Source organism: Chitinophagaceae bacterium, from assembly GCA_016717285.1.
Taxonomy (GTDB): Bacteria; Bacteroidota; Bacteroidia; order Chitinophagales; family UBA10324; genus JACCZZ01.
The window spans coordinates 187,375-204,547 of sequence record JADKFU010000005.1; the positions used below are offsets into that span (position 1 = coordinate 187,375).

A 17,173-nucleotide genomic window follows, 5' to 3' on the forward strand; every position below is an offset into this window, starting at 1 on the left:
GTGAGAAGTGAATCCATAGTCATTCAAGTCGTTAGATTAGCTTAATGCAAAATTAGTTTCGGAAACATAATGACACAACCAAAAATATACATCGTTCTTGTCAATTTCAATGGTCATGATAATACCGTGGAGACGATTGAAAGCTTAGCGAAGCAATCATACAAGGAGTTTCAAGTTGTTGTGGTGGATAATAATACGCCGGCTTCCCTTCAAATAATCAAAGAATGGGCTGACGGAACGCGTATCATAAATTTCAACCCTCCGGATGAAATTAGAAAATTTTCATTTCCTGATTGTAACAAACCTGCAGCCTGGATTACCTATGATATTGCGGAAGCAGAAAGCGGAGGAAATACTGAAAGCGAACAACAACTTCAATTGGAAATAGTCGCTGCTCCCAACGCACCTTTTAAATATCCACTCATTTTTGTGCAGGCAAAATCAGACATCGGCTTTGCAGGCGGAAATAATGTTGGTTCCCGTTACGCTTTGAAAAAAGGTGATGGAGATTTTGTGTGGCTACTAAATAATGATACCACCTTAGACTTTGATGCATTAAAACATCTTGTAGATAAAGCAGCAGTCTATAAATCAAAGGGTGAAAAAATAGGGATGATCGGTTCTAAACTTCGCTGGTACCGCTGGCCGGATAAGATCAATGCAATTGGTGGGATGTTTAACAAATGGACCACCTGGTCCTATCACCTTGGATTGAAAGAATTGGATAATGGTCAATTTGACCGCGATGATGTGCAGTTTGACTATGTATACGGTGCTTCTCTTTTTATTCGCAGAGAATTTCTGGAAGATGTTGGCTTAATGAATGATGTGTACTATGCTTACTTTGAAGAGATGGATTGGGAAATCAGGGGCGTTAGAAGAGGCTGGAAGCATGGTTATTGTTACCAAAGCATCATATATCACAAGCAAGGTGTAACTACGGGCAAGGAAATCAAGAGTAAACAAAGGCCATTATTTTTTATGTGTTGCAAATACCGCGGCTGGATGTTATTCTACCAACTTTACTATCCGTATCTTATCTTCGCACCCATCATACGCCTGATTGGGAAGGCATTAAAGAATCTGACAGAAGGAAATTCAAAGGAATCCCTCTTAATCCTTAAAATACTTTTAGGTAAAAGAACGTGCAGCAGGGATTAGAACTTACACAACCGCCAATTCAATTTGCTGACGCCATTCATAATACATGGAGGCGTCGTATCAAAGTATTTTTACTCTATCTGCTGTTCATTAATATTTTCGGAACACTCATTAAGAGTCCGCTTTCGCTCATCTACCTGGTATTCGGGGGTTATCCGATGCTCTTTGTATATCTCATATTCACTACAGTATACCTCGTTGACAAGCTATTAATCAAAAAGGCAGGATTTAATGTTTATGAGGTTATCATATTGATGTTGCTTGGCTATATCATGATTCAGGCGGGCTTTGTTACGAATTTCTATTTTGGTCAACCTATTTTCCTTGGTATGTCAGCAGAAAAATCATGGCTGGCTATTTTATCAGGCATTTTCATGTTTTACCTCCTGAAATCAAAATCGATAGACCTCACGATGGTTCGCGATTCGCTTCTATTTGGCGCATGGTTCAATCTTCCGATTTATATGGCGATGATACTGGGACTTAATCCCAATCAGTTTGCAGGTACCTTGTTCGTATATTGTAATTCCATTAAAGGTGGTTGCCAGTTTGAGTTCGATATCTTCGGATTCGCATTTGCAACTATCTATTACTTCATAAGATATGTAAGAACAAGCCATATAAAATACGCTTTGTACTTCATGGGATTTTTCGCCTATATCTTTTTTATCAATCAGAAAAGAGGAACTTCCATTGCGTTATTGGGTACCGTAGGGTTATATTTTTTATTGAATGCAACATGGGAAAAAATCATCTACTATACTTCTTCCTTCATTCTATTTATCTCAGCGGCGCTTGGTGGATTGTGGCTGTTGCGGCCTGACATCCTTGAAAGGGTGACATTGATGTACACCAATGTAATTCTTGCCTTACAGGGTGAAGAAACCGGAGAAGCCTCTGCAGATGCCCGTATTCGCGAAACAGCCATTGCTTTCAAATACTTTAATAAACATTCATTCAGTTGGTTTTTTGGCAACGGAAAAATCAACAACGACTGGCTTGGCGGTCCAACAGCAGAGTTGGGACACTTTTATGCGTCGGATATTGGAATACTCGGTGTCGTATATCAGTTCGGTGTACTGGGTTTAATGCTCGGGCTCACCCAATACTGGCTGGTTTACAGAACGCATCAACGCCTCCGCAAAGAGTTCAGAAAGGACTATTTCTACCAGGCAATTTTGTTTTTCATCATCTTCTTTATCGTGCGTGGAATTCCGACCGGAGGAAGTTTCTTTGATCCCGGAATGGCCATTGCCGCGTCTTTTGTGGCCATTCATTATTTTTTCTATTACATCCAACTTCACCCCGAACGGAATTACCGCTGGGCCAATAAGCAGGTTTTAAATTAATAGCAGCAGATGACTGAATTGAGATTGCCCAACCTGATTATTGGAGGAGTACATAAAGCCGGAACCACTTCGGTGTATACTTATCTTTCCATGCATCCGGATGTTTGCGGGTCTTCAACCAAAGAGATTGGATTTTTTATGCCGCTCAGATATGGCAGGGAAATTCCATCTATGGAAAAATATGCAAGCTATTTTTCTCATTGTGAAGCGGGAAAGAAATACCGGCTGGAAGCAAGTCCGAGTTATCTCTATGGAAAGGAAATGATTGCCGAAAGAATCAGCAAGGAACTTGGAAGCGATGTAAAAATGATTTTCATCTTCCGCAACCCCGCAGACCGGTTATTTTCTTTTTATGAAAGGAAAAAAGCAAATGCCTACCTCACTTCGGATGTCACATTTGAGGATTTTATACGAAAATCGGTCGCTTTTGCTAATCAGCAGATCGATGAACACCGCGAAGATGAAGAGGCATTATTTATGAGAGGAATTCAGGAAGGTTATTACATTGATTATCTCCCGGCCTGGTACAATCTTTATAGTGAAAATCTTAAAATCCTGTTTTTTGAAGATCTGAAAAAGGATGCATTCAGCTTTATGAAAGAAGTATGCGATTGGCTCCACCTCGATTTCAGCATCTATAAACCGGAAGATTTCGCGATAGAAAACCAGACTATTGCGTATAAAAACCGTTGGATGCATAAGGCAATGCTTACTGTTAACAAAAAATTTGAATCATTCTGGAGAAAGAATGTCGGATTGAAGCGAACTTTACGCGGATTTTACAAAAAAGTAAATGCGAATTCCGGTGGACGCGAAAAGATGAATGCCGAAGAGCGCCAATTTCTGGATGAACTTTATCAACCTTACAATAAACGGTTAGCTGAATTCCTCAGAGGGAAAGGAATTACGCAGTTGCCCGATTGGTTAAACTGACTTATGACAAAGAAATTGCCCAATTTTTTTATTGTAGGAGCACCTAAAGCAGGTACTACTTCCCTTTACTATTATCTTAAAAAGCATCCGGAAGTTTTTATGAGTTCCATCAAGGAACCCAATTACTTCTCGTATGAAGAAACCGTTAAGCAGAATCTTTATCACAAAGAAAAAGGTGTTGGCACTTTAGAAGAATATCTTCAGTTGTTTGAGACTGCTAATGGCCGTCACAAAGCAGTGGGAGAAGCGAGTGTTTCCTATCTTTTCTATCCTTCGGTTCCGGCAAAAATTAAAGAACTGTCGCCCGATGCAAAGATCATCATGTCGCTTCGAAATCCTGTTGACCGTGCTTTTTCCCATTATTTTATGGAGCATAAACTGGGCTACGTAAGTGAATCGCTGGAAAACATTGTAAGCAAGACCTCAAAGCACAAATTTGCGCATCTCTGGTACCAGCAATACATAGAGTTAGGGTTGTATTATGAACAGGTGAAACGATATATTGATGTATTCGGAAAAGATAACGTCCGGATTTTCATCTATGATGAACTGTCAGATGATATGCAGGGAATGATTACTAATGTATTGCATTATCTCAATATCGATCCTTCGTTTATGCCTGATCTGGAAGGCAAATACAATACGTATTCTGCACCGCGCAATAATTTTTTCCGGGCTATCTATTCACAGAAGAATTTACGCCTGTTAGCGCGTAAAATTATTCCCGATCATAAAGTGGAAGCGATAAAGAAATTATTTCTCACCCGGAAAGTGAAGCAGGTAAAGCACGATGATACAGTAGATCGTATGCAGGCAATCTTCAAACCTGATATCATGCAACTTGAAAAATTGCTCAACAAAGATTTAAGCCGCTGGTATGAGTGAGAACAGAAAGCTACGTGTTGCCATGGTAGAACCTATCGGCGGACACAGTGGTAATGATTTTTATGACTTTGGGTTATGTAAAGCAGTGGCTGATCAGGGCACTGAACTCAGTTTTTATACCTGCGATGAAACGGATCTTGACACGAAGTTTACATTTCCTTTTCGCACGGTAAAGCCCTTTAAAAAAATTTACGGAAAAGATAATAAGCTGCTTCGCGGATTTCGCTATGCAATAGGATCCTGGAATGCGGCTAAGGATGCTGCGAAAGCAGGAGCTAAAGTGGTTCACTTTCATGTATATCATTTTGCAGGAAGGGAATACCTGAATTTTTACCTGTTTCGCAGAAAGGGATTTAAAGTGGTGGCGACTATTCACGACATCGAAAGCTTCGATAAGTTCGGTCAGGAAATTGATCCCGGTAAGTATGGAAAATTCAGCCGCGCCATCGATCAGATCATTGTTCATTCTGATTATGCAAGAACTTCATTGAAGAAATATTTTCCTGATTTTCCGGACAGTAAGATTCATATTGTTCCGCACGGCGATTCCGATTTTTTATTCAATACACCCATCACCAAAGAAGAAGCAAGAAAAAAATTGAACCTGCCGGTGGATCAGCAACTGGTGCTTTTCTTCGGGCAAATAAAAAAAGTAAAAGGACTGGATGTGTTACTGCGTGCGCATGCGATTGTGCGCGACCAGATGCCTAACGTGAAATTACTGGTGGTCGGTAAACCCTGGAAAGTGGAACAGGAAGAGTTTGATGCAATTGTTAAAGAAAAGAATCTGGAAAAGGATTGCATTCTCAATTATTCTTATGTCGCTAATGAAATCATACCTTATTATTTCGCGGCAGCAGATGTGGTAACGCTTCCCTACCGGGAAATTTATTCAAGTGGTGTCATGATACGTTCGTTGGACTACAGTGCCGCCATTGTTGCGTCTGATCTGGATACGTTCAAAAAAATTATTGTGGAAGGAGAGAACGGCGTGATGTTTAAGAATGAAGATGCAAAAGATCTGGCTGAAAAAATTATGGCGTTGTTGAAAGATGAAGAAAAAATGAAACGACTTCGCATCAATGCAAAAAAAACGGCGGATGAAAAATTCAGTTGGCAGTTGATTGGTAAGAAGGTGAATGAAATCTATCAACTTGCGCTGGGCGGGAAGTGAGTAGCGAGTACCAAGTAACGAGTCCTTAGTCTCAATAGTCAATAGTCAATAGTCATTGGTCATTAGTGGTTGGTTCAATCTTCACCATTCATCATTCCTAATTCCTAATTCATAATTCTCAATTCTCAATGTCAGTTGCAACAGATTGTGTAATGATTACCGGATCCGCCGGCATGGTGGGATCGCATCTTATTGATCGTTATCGTGCGCAGCTTCCGAAGGAAAAAATTATCGGAACCTGGTTTAAGCCAACGATTGATGTTAACGACATACTTTCCGTTTGCAATGCTATTGAATGTGATGTGACTGATGCAGAAAAAGTTTTTTCCATCATCAATCAATTTCGTCCTGCTACCATATTTCATCTTGCTGCGCAAAGTTATCCGACGGTTTCCTGGCAAAAACCCATTGAAACCATCAACACGAATATGAATGGGACAATCAATGTTTTTGAAGCCGTAAAAAAAATTCGCCTCCATGAACCTGATTATGATCCGATGGTTGTTGTAGCCTGTTCGAGTGCTGAGTATGGATTGTCGCTTACACCTGAAAACACACCCGTAAAAGAAAACACCACTTTATTGCCTTTGCATCCTTATGGTGTAAGCAAAGTTGGTCAGGACTTGCTTTCATTCCAGTATTTTCAAAATTTCGGCATTCGTTGCATTCGCGTCCGGATTTTCAATACCACCGGTTCGCGAAAAACCAATGATGTTACTTCTGATTTTGTGTTGCGTGCTTACAAGATTATGAAAGGAGCGGAGAATAAATTTAAAGTGGGCACGCTGGAAACCAGGCGTTCCATTACAGATGTACGTGATCTTGTGTCAGCATTGGTTTTGCTTTCAGAAAAGGGAACAGCCGGTGAAGTTTATAATGTGAGCGGTGAAAAAGTATACCAGGTGAAAGAGTTAATTCCCCTGATTGAAAAGGCAACCGGCATCAAACTGAATATTGAAACGGATCCTTCTTTGCTCAGGCCAACCGATGAACCCATCATCTATGGCGACAGCATGCGTTTAAAAAACGATACAGGATGGAAGCAGCAATATACTTTGGAAGAAACTATTCAGGATATGCTGAGGTATTTGAATGATAAAGGTTGAGAGAATCAGGAATTAAAAATCCCGGACGCGAAAAACCACTTAACACGCAATTAACAAATATTTGAATTTCATTAAGAAATAGAACAGGTTGCCTGCTATTGCGATGGGTTTTCCCGGATGAAATGCATATAACCTGCATGATCAATTGACCTGCAATACTATTTCGCAAAGCTTTTGAAAGCCTGTTTACAGTCTTGTTGTTTCACACTACGGATTTATTTTTCTAAAATTAATTTCCTTACCTCATAGGTGCTTTCCGAACTGATTGTCAGGAAATAAATTCCCGGAGTGTATGGACTCAAGTCAAGTGTAAATTGAAAAAAGTTATTGATTGCGTTGAAAGAAGTGGCATACATAGATTGACCTGATAGATTGGTAAGACCAACACTCAATAAATTTCCGGCTTTGGTTTCACCCGAAAGAATGACTGCATCTCTTGCAGGATTAGGAAATACATTCCAGTTAACTTGCGATTCACTTATGGAGGAAGCACCTGTTGGAATCTGGAAAGTATTTTTTTCTATGAGCACATTGTAAAGGCCAACGAGCCATGCCCGAGCTGTGTCGACAAATGCAAAATGACTGATAGAGGCATATTGTGCGGCTGTGTATTCAGTTTGCCAGCTTTGTCCGCCATCTTTCGTATGCATCACATGCGGAGGAGACCACATGAAACCGTTGGTCGCATCCATGAATTCAATATCAAGAATGTAATCCTGCCACGCAGTGGAGGCTGTATCATACTGCACTTCATTCCAGCTATCGCCACCGTTGATTGTTTCAAGGTACATACCATTATTAGTTCCCAGGAAACCATGCAACGGATCAATAAATGTGATGCAACTTGCTGTGGTATTGATGTCAGGGCTTTGATAGTTAAGCACCCATGTAGCTCCGCCATCTGATGTTTTGTAAATCGTTCGCCCTGAATAAAAAGTGAAACCTGTGGCCCAACCTGTTTGATCATTCACAAAGCAATAATCATAAATTTCAGGAACAGAGTCAAGTACTGCCTGCCAGGTTTGCAAACCGTCGGTAGAGCGATAAATATTTCCATAACCTCCCGAGAGCGTGTTGAGAAATGCGAAAGCTGTTAAACTATCGCGCACAAAAACAGGTGAATACCCACCGGCCACTGTTGAAACCTGGCCCCAGGTGTTTCCTCCATCTGTTGTTTTGTAAAATGTTTCTACGGGTCCCGGATAGGTAATTTTTTCAAAATATCCATGTTGCGGATCAGTGAACTGAAGATCACCTATCGGACCTGTTATGGAAGGATCTACAGACCATGTAACTCCGGCATCCGTAGTTTTAAGAAGTCCGGTATACGTTGTAATAAAACCGTGTTGTTGATCAGCAAACACCACATCATAAAACGGATCTTCAGAAATTCGTTGATCAATTTTTGTGAACGCAGTTACGGAGCTGTCATTCCTGTATAAATGTCCGGCATTGCCACCTACGAAAAAACCTTGTTTACCTGCTACTACCTGCGGAGCATAAAAGTCAACAGCAGCACTTCCCCAGGTATTACCACCATCATGCGTATAAATAACACTGGAAGAATTGCGTGCGAGCGCAATGCCTTCACCATTCTCGTTCACTTTAATATCCAGAATTTTGTCAGCATTGTAATTATAAATGCTGGTCCATGTAATGCCACCATCATTGGTTTTAAAAATTCTTCCTTTCGAAGAACTTTGCAAATAACCACACGCTACACCATGCAACGCATCGCCAAATGAAACACCGGTGAAGTTGATATTATTTTGTTCATATTGAAGTTCCCAGTTTGTACCACCGTTGTTTGTATGAAAGATATTACCATTCGTGCCGACAGCCCAGCCATTGATAGCATCGGCAAAATAAAGGTCGTTGATGTAATCATCTTCGGGTGTTAATTGAGAAATCCAGGTACTTCCTCCGTTAATTGTTTTCAAGATGATGTTTTCCGCACCACCGACATAACCGATCTTCCCATTGATAAAATTTAATGATTTAAAAATTCCACCGACCGGAAGATTGGTGATCAGGTTCCAGGCAGCACCTCCATTCACGGTTTTGTAGAGATAATTAAATGAACCAAACTGAAAAGAAGAAAGTAAAAATCCCGTGTCTGCATTCGCGAAAAACAGCGAGCTGATAGTTGTTTCTTCGGTGAGGAATGTCTGATCTTCCCAGGTGTCGCCTCCATCAATAGTATGCATCAGCGATCCGCCTTTATATCCAAACCAACCTTCTTCTTCTGAAATAAATGAGGCCGAAGCAACATCATTATAAATAGGCAAAGGGCTTCTCAGGTAATATCCGTTTTGAGCATGGAGCACCATATTGCTTAACAGTAATAAGATACAGGCCAATGATATTTTGCGAAAAAATAAAAATGAGGACTTCATTAACAAAAGTTTAGTTGGGAATGGTAGTAAGTAAGAACCGGACAAAGATTAGGAATTAGAAAGAAATAGGCTGGCAAAAGTTTATACTTCCTCCTGCGCGGTTATTTGTTTTTTACATTCCGCTATTTTTGCCGTTCGAATAAGAACCTAACTACTCTGAAAATGAAATCACTTCAAACTATCGGCTTACTAGTTTTATCCAATATATTTATGACGCTGGCCTGGTACGGTCATCTCAAATTCCGCGAGTTCAAATGGTTTGCCGCGTTGCCGCTAATAATTGTGGTACTGATCAGTTGGGGCATTGCATTGTTTGAATATTTTTTCCAGGTGCCGGCAAACCGCATTGGTTTTAATGAAAATGGTGGACCGTTTTCATTAGTTCAATTGAAAGTGATTCAGGAAGTGATCACACTCGTTGTATTCACCGTTTTTACAGTATTGTTTTTTAAGAATGAAGCATGGAGATGGAATCACTTTGTTGGATTTTCATTACTGGTGCTTGCGGTGTATTTTATTTTCAGGAAATGAAGAAATGACCTGGTGACAAACCACTATAATCTTCTCCACCCATCGGATGGCACCACGCACAAAACTTCGGTAGCTATCCGATGGGTGGTGCGACGTGCTACCGCTGATAAGTAGCAGGAGCCGAAGAAGCGCCAATCCGATGGATGGATAATTAAATGAAATCAATCACTATTGAATAATCACCTTATGCTGCTGCCTGTTACCTTCAGTTTCGACATTCAAAAAGTAAATACCGCTTGAAAATCCGCTAAGGTCAAGCTGAGTGGTAGCTCCCTGCTTCAGTCCGGTTTCTACTTGTGTCAGCAATATCCTGCCGGTAATATCCACCAGTTGCAGATGGATGGGTTCGGTTTGCGCAACATCGGAAGTTATAGTAACAAAACCAGCCGTCGGATTAGGGAATACCTGCCAAATGCCTGCAGCATCAACTTGTGAGACGCCTGAAGCAAAATCAATATAAACGGTTACTGGTGTGCGGTTACTGACGCAAAGTGTTGGAATGTTGTCTACTTCCCAATCATAAAAATAGTAGTAAACTTCACTTCCATTGGGCGAGCCGGTCATTGAAATGTAATCGCTGATCACATAAGGATATGCAACACCAACATCGCTTCTTTGGAGTCGGGGACCGTCATGTCCCCAAAAAATGTTGTTCTGATTCGTATTAGTGGTCAACTCATAATCATTACCGGGAACCAGGTTGAAGTTAAGTGTGATGCGGCTCGAGTCCATTGGAATATTAATCATCGCGCTTTGAATAACTCCTCCATTATGATTTCTCCATTCAATCAATCGCTCACCCGGTGTATCGGTATACACTTTCACAGATTTCAATACACAAGTTTTTGAAACATTAAAAATAATACTGCTGTTGGTGCTGGTGCTGCCGCTGTATAAATTTCCTTCATGGTATTTTTGACCTGCATAAAAAGTATCTGCGCCAAATGCAGTTGTGTTTTCTGCATAGTAAGTTGCAGAATCTGTTACGAAAGGTGTTACATATGAGCTTCCGCTGCCCAACAGCAATCCTCCTGATGGCGCATCATACCATGAAACTGCATCACCGGATGCAGTTAGTGTTGCTGTGCCGGGTTCAGGCAGGTAAACATCATTGGCAACCGGTTCCGGTGATACCAATGCAATGACCGTGATTGGATCTGAAGTAATTAGCTGGCAGGTCCCGGGAACAGTGATAGCATAAGAACCCGAAGTTGTAACTATAATTGATTGTGTGGATGCGCCGTTTGACCATGCATAAGAAGTGGAAGGTGGACCTGACAACACCACGCTTCCTCCTTCACAAAAAGTTAATGCACCGGACACTGTAACAATAGGAATTTCAATCGGATTTTGTGTAATGGAAATTGTTTTTGAAGTGCTGATGCAAGAGTTGGAGGAGGAACTGATTTTTACATTGTAATCACCTGTGCTGTTAATAGTGACTGATTGCGTTGTAGCTCCATTTGACCAGAGATACGAATAGTCGGCAGGAACATCACTTGCTGAAAGCGTTACAAATTGTCCGGGACAGATGATTGTTCCTCCACTGTTGCTGATCGTAAGATCAGGTGTTACACATTCATTTTCTATCAAACTGATAAACTGGTCAACTGCCGGATTCACGATAGTAGTAATTATGCCGGATGGCCAGCGGATGATCGCAGAATCAATTGTTGTTGCGGTGCCCGTTCCGAAATGGAGACTTGCTGTGTTGCAGGTTCCATAGCTTTCACCGGCCTTCACTTCGCGGATTTGTTTTCCCCAAGCACCATAAATTTCCGCGCGTGCTCCTAATGCGCCGGTATTGCTTGTTGTTCCTGTTAAGTTAATGGTCAGAAAGTGATTGCCATCCGCAACCGTGTTCAACCAATAGACATCATCAATGGACGTCGGACTTGTATAAATGTTGGCATAACTTGCATACACATCAATTTTTCCATCGTGGTTCAGATCTCCAATGGCAAAAGATTCCATGTTGTCGGTTCCGAAAATGCCGGGCAGTTTTGTAAAAGTCTTGTTGCCGTTATTGTGGAAGAACTGGTAATCACTTCCAGTAACAAGAATATCAATAAAACCATCATTATCGAAATCTTCCATCACGGATTCAATGGGAATAATACTCATGTTAAAACCTGATCCGGAAGTAATATTGGTCATGTGCCCTGTGCCATCATTTTCCAGGAGGTTTGCAGGTACGTCATAATCTGTCTGAATTACGTCGAGGTCGCCGTCATTATCAATGTCACCGAAATTTGCAGTCCATGTTTGCGCACTGTCCGCAAGTCCGTATGAAGCTGCATCAGAAGTATAGTTGTTGTTTCCGTCATTCACAAAGAGTGCATCAATCCTGCGGCCATCTGATGGATCGTTAATCGCTTGTCTGCATTTTGCAATGTAAAGATCCACGTCGCCGTCATTATCAAAATCAGTCCATACGCTTCCATAGTTTCCAGAATCGTCGGTATTGGTTACATCAAAGTCAATAATGGAGGAGACTGTGTAATTGCCATTGCCGCTGTTCAGCCAGATATGACTTTCAGCATTGTCATCACATCCGAAAATATCTTCCCAGCCATCATTATTTACATCTGCAAAATTTACATTCTGAAGAAAGAAATTAGAGGCAGGCAAACTATACAAGGCTCCTGCTGTGCCGGTATTGTCGAGTTTCATAATTTTTACAGCCGGACCATAACCACCTGCCACTACATCTTTAAAACCATTATGATCTACATCAGCCACACACAATCCCCAGGCCCATGAAGAGCCTCCTCCGTAATCACCAATATAATGATGGTCGAAAGTTAATCCGGGTCGCTGGTAATCGATGTAAAGCAGGTGCGCCTGATCCAACCTCACAATGTCATCAAGGCCATCACCATTAATGTCAATAACTGCAACCGGACAACCACTGTGAATGTTGGTTGCGGAAAGTTTTGCATTGGCATTCAGGAAACTTACCTGTGCATTTATTCCTGATAAGCAACATAGGATGATGAAGCAGCTAAGCAGGGAAAGTTTTGTAAAAAATCTCATGGGGTTTATTTGTTGTGGCTTGAAAAAGAATTTTAAATGTAGTAAAAACTATCGGGTCAGGCTGAAAGAATGACAAAAGATAATTTATAACCGTATGACTTTAAAAATATAGCGACCTTGATTGGTCAATACTTCCAAAAAATACATACCGTTATTCGCCGGCAACCGAATGGAAATGGAAGATGCATTATCATGAACCGAAACATTTGATTGCAATGTTCCATCCGCGTCATAGATATTCACGTCACCAATTATCAGGTGCTGATTATTGATCACCTGAACAAGTCCTGATTCACTCAGCGTATTCTTTACTGTGATGTTTAATTGGCCTGAAAGATTTGCATCTGCTAATATAAAAGGTGTCTGCAATTGTGTTGAAGACAGCAGGACAGGTGTTCGATCAGCAGAAAAGTACATGTTCTTAAATGTATCAATAGCTGAGCTGCTGTATGAAAACATTTCTTCGAGATATCGTGGCGGAACACTTTGAAAATACATGCCGGCATAAACATTTAAAATTCCGTTTACGCCATTTACAGGAATGTGATAATGCACGAAATCCATTCCTGAACCTTCCACCGCATTTGTTTTATTGAAGTCGGGATCATTCAGTGCATCGCCAACTATTTGAACCGTATCATAATCAGGATGGGTAGAAACAAATCCTTCCGGTGGCAGGCGATTGTCCTTGATCATGTGATCTGCGCGTTCCAGAACGGTGGTAACATCATTGTTTACATCACCCATAATCATTTCATACAACTGAACCTGGGACGATTTTTTTATGACATCGTAGTGTGGCTCATAGGAAGGATCAATATTGAACACTTCAAAATTTGAATCGAAAGTGCCGGATTGAAAAACAGTATCCAGGTTTTGATCAGTTACTACCAGCTGTAATACCGCTCGACGGCTGGGATATCCTGAAGGAAATTTATGACCTGCTTTATTGCTGACCCGCACTTTTATAAATAGTGTATCGGTTGCGATGCTGTCAACAAATATGGACAATCCAACTGTCTTTTGCTGAAGCAGGCGGTAGGTTGCGGCCAGTGTCGAATCAAAATTGATATCCGGTGCGGTAATTCCGAGGGCTTCTTTATTCTCTTTGATCAGGTTTACCATAAAAACATTTCCTCCGGCAAACTGATGCTGGTTAAACGGTGAGCGTGGGGCGAGCGCAAGAATATTATTGGCAATGATGATAGAATCTTTCAATTGTGGCATGTGGCACGACTGGCAGGTAATATTATCCTGTGAAAAAGCGGAGTTCAGCCATTCATGATAAGTGGCTTGCTCAATAAATGTGTTGCCGGTATAGTTGCCTTCGAGATCTGCTGTATGCGTGATGAGCGTATGGCACGATGAACAGACCTGCGATTTACTCATGTGTGTACTGTATGTTGGCGTAAATCCTTCATACAATTGCATGGGTCCGGTGAGTGGATTTTGAAAGGGACCGAATTCTTTTTTAGTAGTGTCATAGGGAATTGCACCGGAGAAAGCAGTACCGAGATTTTCAGTTCCTATTTCATGACAACCGCCGCAGGAAACGCCATCCAGGCCAAGTGTATCATTCATAAGATCGTCGATGGTGTAGCTTGTGGCCCCATGAAATACTGCAGTAAAATGCCCTAATGGCGCGTGACAGGCTGTGCACTTTGTTTGCAATTCGCCGGCATGGCCGGGATTTACAAGAATTTCATGACTCACTTTTGCGCGCCACAACGGATCTTTTGCGGAATTGGCCATCATGGTTGTTTGCCAATCATCGTATAAATTGATGTCGGTTCCGTTTGAATCAACATTTGCAACTTGCAACGTATCGTAACCGTGACATCCTTTACAACGAATAGATTCCAGAAAGTACTGGCCTGAGTCAATTGGAGAGCGAACACCTTCTTCATCAAAGTATGACATTTCCAGTTTGCTGTGGAAGGATTCCGCATCGTTTTTTTTAACAGCAGCAAAACTCAGTACTATCACAGCGCCAATGGCAATCACTGAAAAAAGGCGTCTGGATAACAGCATGATGTGTATGGATGAGGAATTGCGAATATAAAAATAAGACCGGCAAACTTATTTTCAGCAATTTGGGGAAAAAAAAAAAACCCCCCCCCCCGGGGGGGGGGGGGGGGGGGGCGGGGCGGGGCGGACCAAAGAGGGGTGGTAAAAAATTAAGATTCAAACAATTCTTAGGTAGATCAATTGCAATATTCTTGCTTGATGTTGGTGGAATTTTCTTAATTTCATACCAATTCCATTTTCAGCACCCATAAATTTATTTCCATGAAAGTAAATGACATACTCCGCCGTAAGAACAATCAGATTTTTGCCGTTTCACCTGATGGGACTGTTTATGACGCGTTAAAGTTAATGGCAGAAAAGAATCTGGGAGGTGTGCTGGTAATGAATGATGATCAGTTAGTAGGAATTTTCACCGAACGGGATTATGCCCGCAAAGTGATCTTGCTGGGGCGTGCTTCAAAGGATACACCGATTACCGAAGTCATGACTTCACACGTGCGCACTATAACCAGGGAAACGGAGATTGATGAGTGCATGAAAATGATGACTGAAAAAAATATCCGGCACTTGCCGGTTTTGGAAAATACAAAGGTAATCGGCCTCGTCTCGATTGGCGATGTGGTAAAGTTGCTGATTGAAGAACAGAAGGGTATTATTGAACATTTGCAGAGTTATATAGCAGGACAATAAAGGGTTTGAATTGTTTAGCATGTTTATGGTATTTAAAGGGTTGGGTTCAAAAACCCTTTAAACGATTCAAACTCTTCAAACCCTTCGCTACCTTAGCGCAAAATTTCCAGCGCATCCATGCCCTTTATTTTCGTAGTAGGAAACAGCCGAAGCGGTACCACCATGATGGGACGTATCCTCAGCAATCATGAGAAAGTGCACACGTTTCCGGAGCTCCATTTTTTTGAACAAATGTGGTCGGGCAAGGATAAAGACAAAATCTTATCGAATGAAGAAAGTGTAAAGCTTGCTGCGCGCCTGATTAATATTTCTGCTGCGGGTTATTTTGCGAAGAAGGAGCCGGAGAAATATTTTGATGAAGCAGGTAAAATCATCCATGAAATTCCCGGCAGCGAATGCACTTCCTTAAGAATCTTTGCAGCGGTAATTCAGCATGAATCATTAAAACACGGGAAGCAATTTCCATGTGATCAGACACCACAGAACGTGTTTTATATTTCAGAAATACTGGAAGCTTTTCCCGATTCTTATTTCATCAATATGGTGCGTGATCCCAGAGACGTATTGTTATCACAGAAAAGAAAATGGAAGCGGCGTTTTCTCGGTGGCTCTCATGCAACATGGTATGAAACAATCCGCGCATGGACCAACTATCATCCGCTTACCATCAGCAAACTCTGGAATTCGGCCATCCGGGCACGAGATAATGTGAAAGACAGGAGAGTGATGAGTGTTCAGTTTGAATCGCTTTTGAAAGATCCTGATAAGGCAATTGAAAGCATCTGCTTTTTTCTTCAACTTCCATTTTCTGCTAAGCTGAAAGAAGTGCCACAGGTTGGTTCCTCCAGTGGCATGGATAAAAAAGAAGTGAAAGGTATAAATTCAGATCGTGCGCAGAGCTGGGGCAAAGGCGGACTAAGCCCGACAGAGATCTGGTTTTGTCAACGGTCCTGCGCGCATTACATGAAGGAGTTTGGATATGAACCGGTAAAAGTTTCCGCTAATCCTTTGAGCATACTTTTTTATTACCTCATTTTTCCGGTGAAGCTTGGTTTTGCATTTTTGCTGAATCTGCACAGGATGAAGAATATTGTAGAGACGGTAAAAAAGCGGATGAGGTGATTGAAAACGAAATTACTTTCTGCGCTGACAATCAGCTTGAATAAAAGAACTTATATTGGATCATAAAGGGTTCCAGCCTCAAATAACCAAGCCTTGCACTTATTGAAAGTCAGAACGGTGCGTGTATTGCAAAAAGTCTAAACTATTTCAAAATACATTGTAATAAAAAGCACAATGAATAAACTCATCACCTTCTTAGCAAATAGCCAAAAACATTTTATTAATCTGGCGAGAATATCGATTCTTATCGTAATGGTTTGGATTGGAGGGCTCAAGGCATTTCAATATGAAGCGGATGGCATTGTTCCATTTGTTGCGAATAGTCCATTGATGTCTTTCTTTTATAACAAAAAAGCACCGGAGTACAATGAATATAAAAACCCCGAAGGAAAAACAGTTCAGAAGAACATTGATTGGCACAAGGAAAACGGCACCTATATTTTTGCTTACGGCTTAGGAACAGTGATCGTAATTATTGGATTGCTCACCTTCCTGGGTATCTGGTTTCCTAAAATCGGACTCTTGGGCGCACTGTTTACTGTTGGAATGTCAGCAGTTACGTTGACATTTTTGATTACAACCCCTGAAGTGTATGTTCCAAATCTGGGAGGAGATTTTCCCACCCCGCAATACGGATTTCCATACTTATCCGGCGCAGGCAGATTGGTAATAAAAGATGTGATTATGATGGCGGCAGGATTAATATGTGCATCAGACAGTGCAAGAAGGTTTTTAGGAAAAACGCAGTAAGCACTGCACGAG

General features: G+C 41.3%; 13 protein-coding genes. 10 read left to right on the forward strand and 3 right to left on the reverse strand.

The features are described from left to right. Positions 1-69: 69 nt before the first annotated feature. The 6 genes from IPO83_10725 (at position 70) to IPO83_10750 (ending at position 6,608) form a co-directional block, all read left to right on the forward strand. Positions 70-1,161, forward strand: a complete 1,092-nt coding sequence (locus tag IPO83_10725) for a glycosyltransferase family 2 protein (protein ID MBK9731740.1) — start codon at positions 70-72, stop codon at positions 1,159-1,161. Continuing rightward, entirely contained in the window at positions 1,146-2,510 is a 1,365-nt protein-coding gene (locus IPO83_10730; GenBank protein MBK9731741.1) for a hypothetical protein, read from the forward strand. The genes IPO83_10725 and IPO83_10730 overlap by 16 nt, the downstream gene beginning before the upstream one ends. A 9-nt stretch (positions 2,511-2,519) precedes the next feature. Continuing rightward, on the forward strand, positions 2,520-3,443 hold the full coding sequence (locus IPO83_10735) for a sulfotransferase domain-containing protein (protein MBK9731742.1): 924 nt from the start codon (positions 2,520-2,522) through the stop codon (positions 3,441-3,443). A 3-nt stretch (positions 3,444-3,446) separates the two neighbouring features. After that, positions 3,447-4,328 carry a sulfotransferase gene (locus IPO83_10740; protein ID MBK9731743.1) on the forward strand — a complete coding sequence of 294 codons (882 nt, stop codon included), beginning with the start codon at positions 3,447-3,449 and terminating at the stop codon, positions 4,326-4,328. Beyond that, positions 4,321-5,502, forward strand: coding sequence for a glycosyltransferase family 4 protein (locus IPO83_10745; GenBank protein MBK9731744.1), 1,182 nt, complete (start codon positions 4,321-4,323; stop codon positions 5,500-5,502). The genes IPO83_10740 and IPO83_10745 overlap by 8 nt, the downstream gene beginning before the upstream one ends. Before the next feature lie 128 nt (positions 5,503-5,630). Beyond that, positions 5,631-6,608, forward strand: a complete 978-nt coding sequence (locus IPO83_10750) for a GDP-mannose 4,6-dehydratase (protein MBK9731745.1) — start codon at positions 5,631-5,633, stop codon at positions 6,606-6,608. Positions 6,609-6,823: 215 nt separating this feature from the next. Here IPO83_10750 and IPO83_10755 read toward each other — a convergent pair whose 3' ends face one another. Beyond that, on the reverse strand, positions 6,824-9,004 hold the full coding sequence (locus IPO83_10755; protein ID MBK9731746.1) for a T9SS type A sorting domain-containing protein: 2,181 nt from the start codon (positions 9,002-9,004) through the stop codon (positions 6,824-6,826). A gap of 162 nt (positions 9,005-9,166) precedes the next feature. Here IPO83_10755 and IPO83_10760 point away from each other — a divergent pair, with 162 nt between their 5' ends. Beyond that, positions 9,167-9,535 carry a DMT family protein gene (locus IPO83_10760; protein ID MBK9731747.1) on the forward strand — a complete coding sequence of 123 codons (369 nt, stop codon included), beginning with the start codon at positions 9,167-9,169 and terminating at the stop codon, positions 9,533-9,535. Between the two features lie 168 nt (positions 9,536-9,703). Here IPO83_10760 and IPO83_10765 read toward each other — a convergent pair whose 3' ends face one another. Next, positions 9,704-12,571, reverse strand: coding sequence for a VCBS repeat-containing protein (locus IPO83_10765; protein ID MBK9731748.1), 2,868 nt, complete (start codon positions 12,569-12,571; stop codon positions 9,704-9,706). A gap of 84 nt (positions 12,572-12,655) precedes the next feature. Continuing rightward, positions 12,656-14,602 (reverse strand): T9SS type A sorting domain-containing protein, encoded by a 1,947-nt coding sequence (locus tag IPO83_10770; protein MBK9731749.1) that lies wholly within the window; start codon positions 14,600-14,602, stop codon positions 12,656-12,658. Positions 14,603-14,860: 258 nt separating this feature from the next. Here IPO83_10770 and IPO83_10775 point away from each other — a divergent pair, with 258 nt between their 5' ends. The 3 genes from IPO83_10775 (at position 14,861) to IPO83_10785 (ending at position 17,161) form a co-directional block, all read left to right on the forward strand. Beyond that, a complete protein-coding gene (locus IPO83_10775) occupies positions 14,861-15,289 on the forward strand; it encodes a CBS domain-containing protein (protein MBK9731750.1) in 429 nt (142 codons plus the stop codon). 117 nt (positions 15,290-15,406) lie between these two features. Next, positions 15,407-16,411, forward strand: a complete 1,005-nt coding sequence (locus IPO83_10780; protein ID MBK9731751.1) for a sulfotransferase — start codon at positions 15,407-15,409, stop codon at positions 16,409-16,411. Positions 16,412-16,585: 174 nt separating this feature from the next. After that, entirely contained in the window at positions 16,586-17,161 is a 576-nt protein-coding gene (locus IPO83_10785) for a YkgB family protein (protein ID MBK9731752.1), read from the forward strand. Positions 17,162-17,173 lie beyond the last annotated feature (12 nt).

Coding starts and splice junctions, on each gene's coding strand:
- IPO83_10750 (MBK9731745.1), top strand. CDS start 5,631: ATGTCAGTTGCAACAGATTGTGTAATGATTACCGGATCCGCCGGCATG.
- IPO83_10740 (MBK9731743.1), top strand. CDS start 3,447: ATGACAAAGAAATTGCCCAATTTTTTTATTGTAGGAGCACCTAAAGCA.
- IPO83_10725 (MBK9731740.1), top strand. CDS start 70: ATGACACAACCAAAAATATACATCGTTCTTGTCAATTTCAATGGTCAT.
- IPO83_10770 (MBK9731749.1), bottom strand. CDS start 14,602: ATGCTGTTATCCAGACGCCTTTTTTCAGTGATTGCCATTGGCGCTGTG.
- IPO83_10775 (MBK9731750.1), top strand. CDS start 14,861: ATGAAAGTAAATGACATACTCCGCCGTAAGAACAATCAGATTTTTGCC.
- IPO83_10780 (MBK9731751.1), top strand. CDS start 15,407: ATGCCCTTTATTTTCGTAGTAGGAAACAGCCGAAGCGGTACCACCATG.
- IPO83_10755 (MBK9731746.1), bottom strand. CDS start 9,004: ATGAAGTCCTCATTTTTATTTTTTCGCAAAATATCATTGGCCTGTATC.
- IPO83_10765 (MBK9731748.1), bottom strand. CDS start 12,571: ATGAGATTTTTTACAAAACTTTCCCTGCTTAGCTGCTTCATCATCCTA.
- IPO83_10745 (MBK9731744.1), top strand. CDS start 4,321: ATGAGTGAGAACAGAAAGCTACGTGTTGCCATGGTAGAACCTATCGGC.
- IPO83_10735 (MBK9731742.1), top strand. CDS start 2,520: ATGACTGAATTGAGATTGCCCAACCTGATTATTGGAGGAGTACATAAA.
- IPO83_10785 (MBK9731752.1), top strand. CDS start 16,586: ATGAATAAACTCATCACCTTCTTAGCAAATAGCCAAAAACATTTTATT.
- IPO83_10760 (MBK9731747.1), top strand. CDS start 9,167: ATGAAATCACTTCAAACTATCGGCTTACTAGTTTTATCCAATATATTT.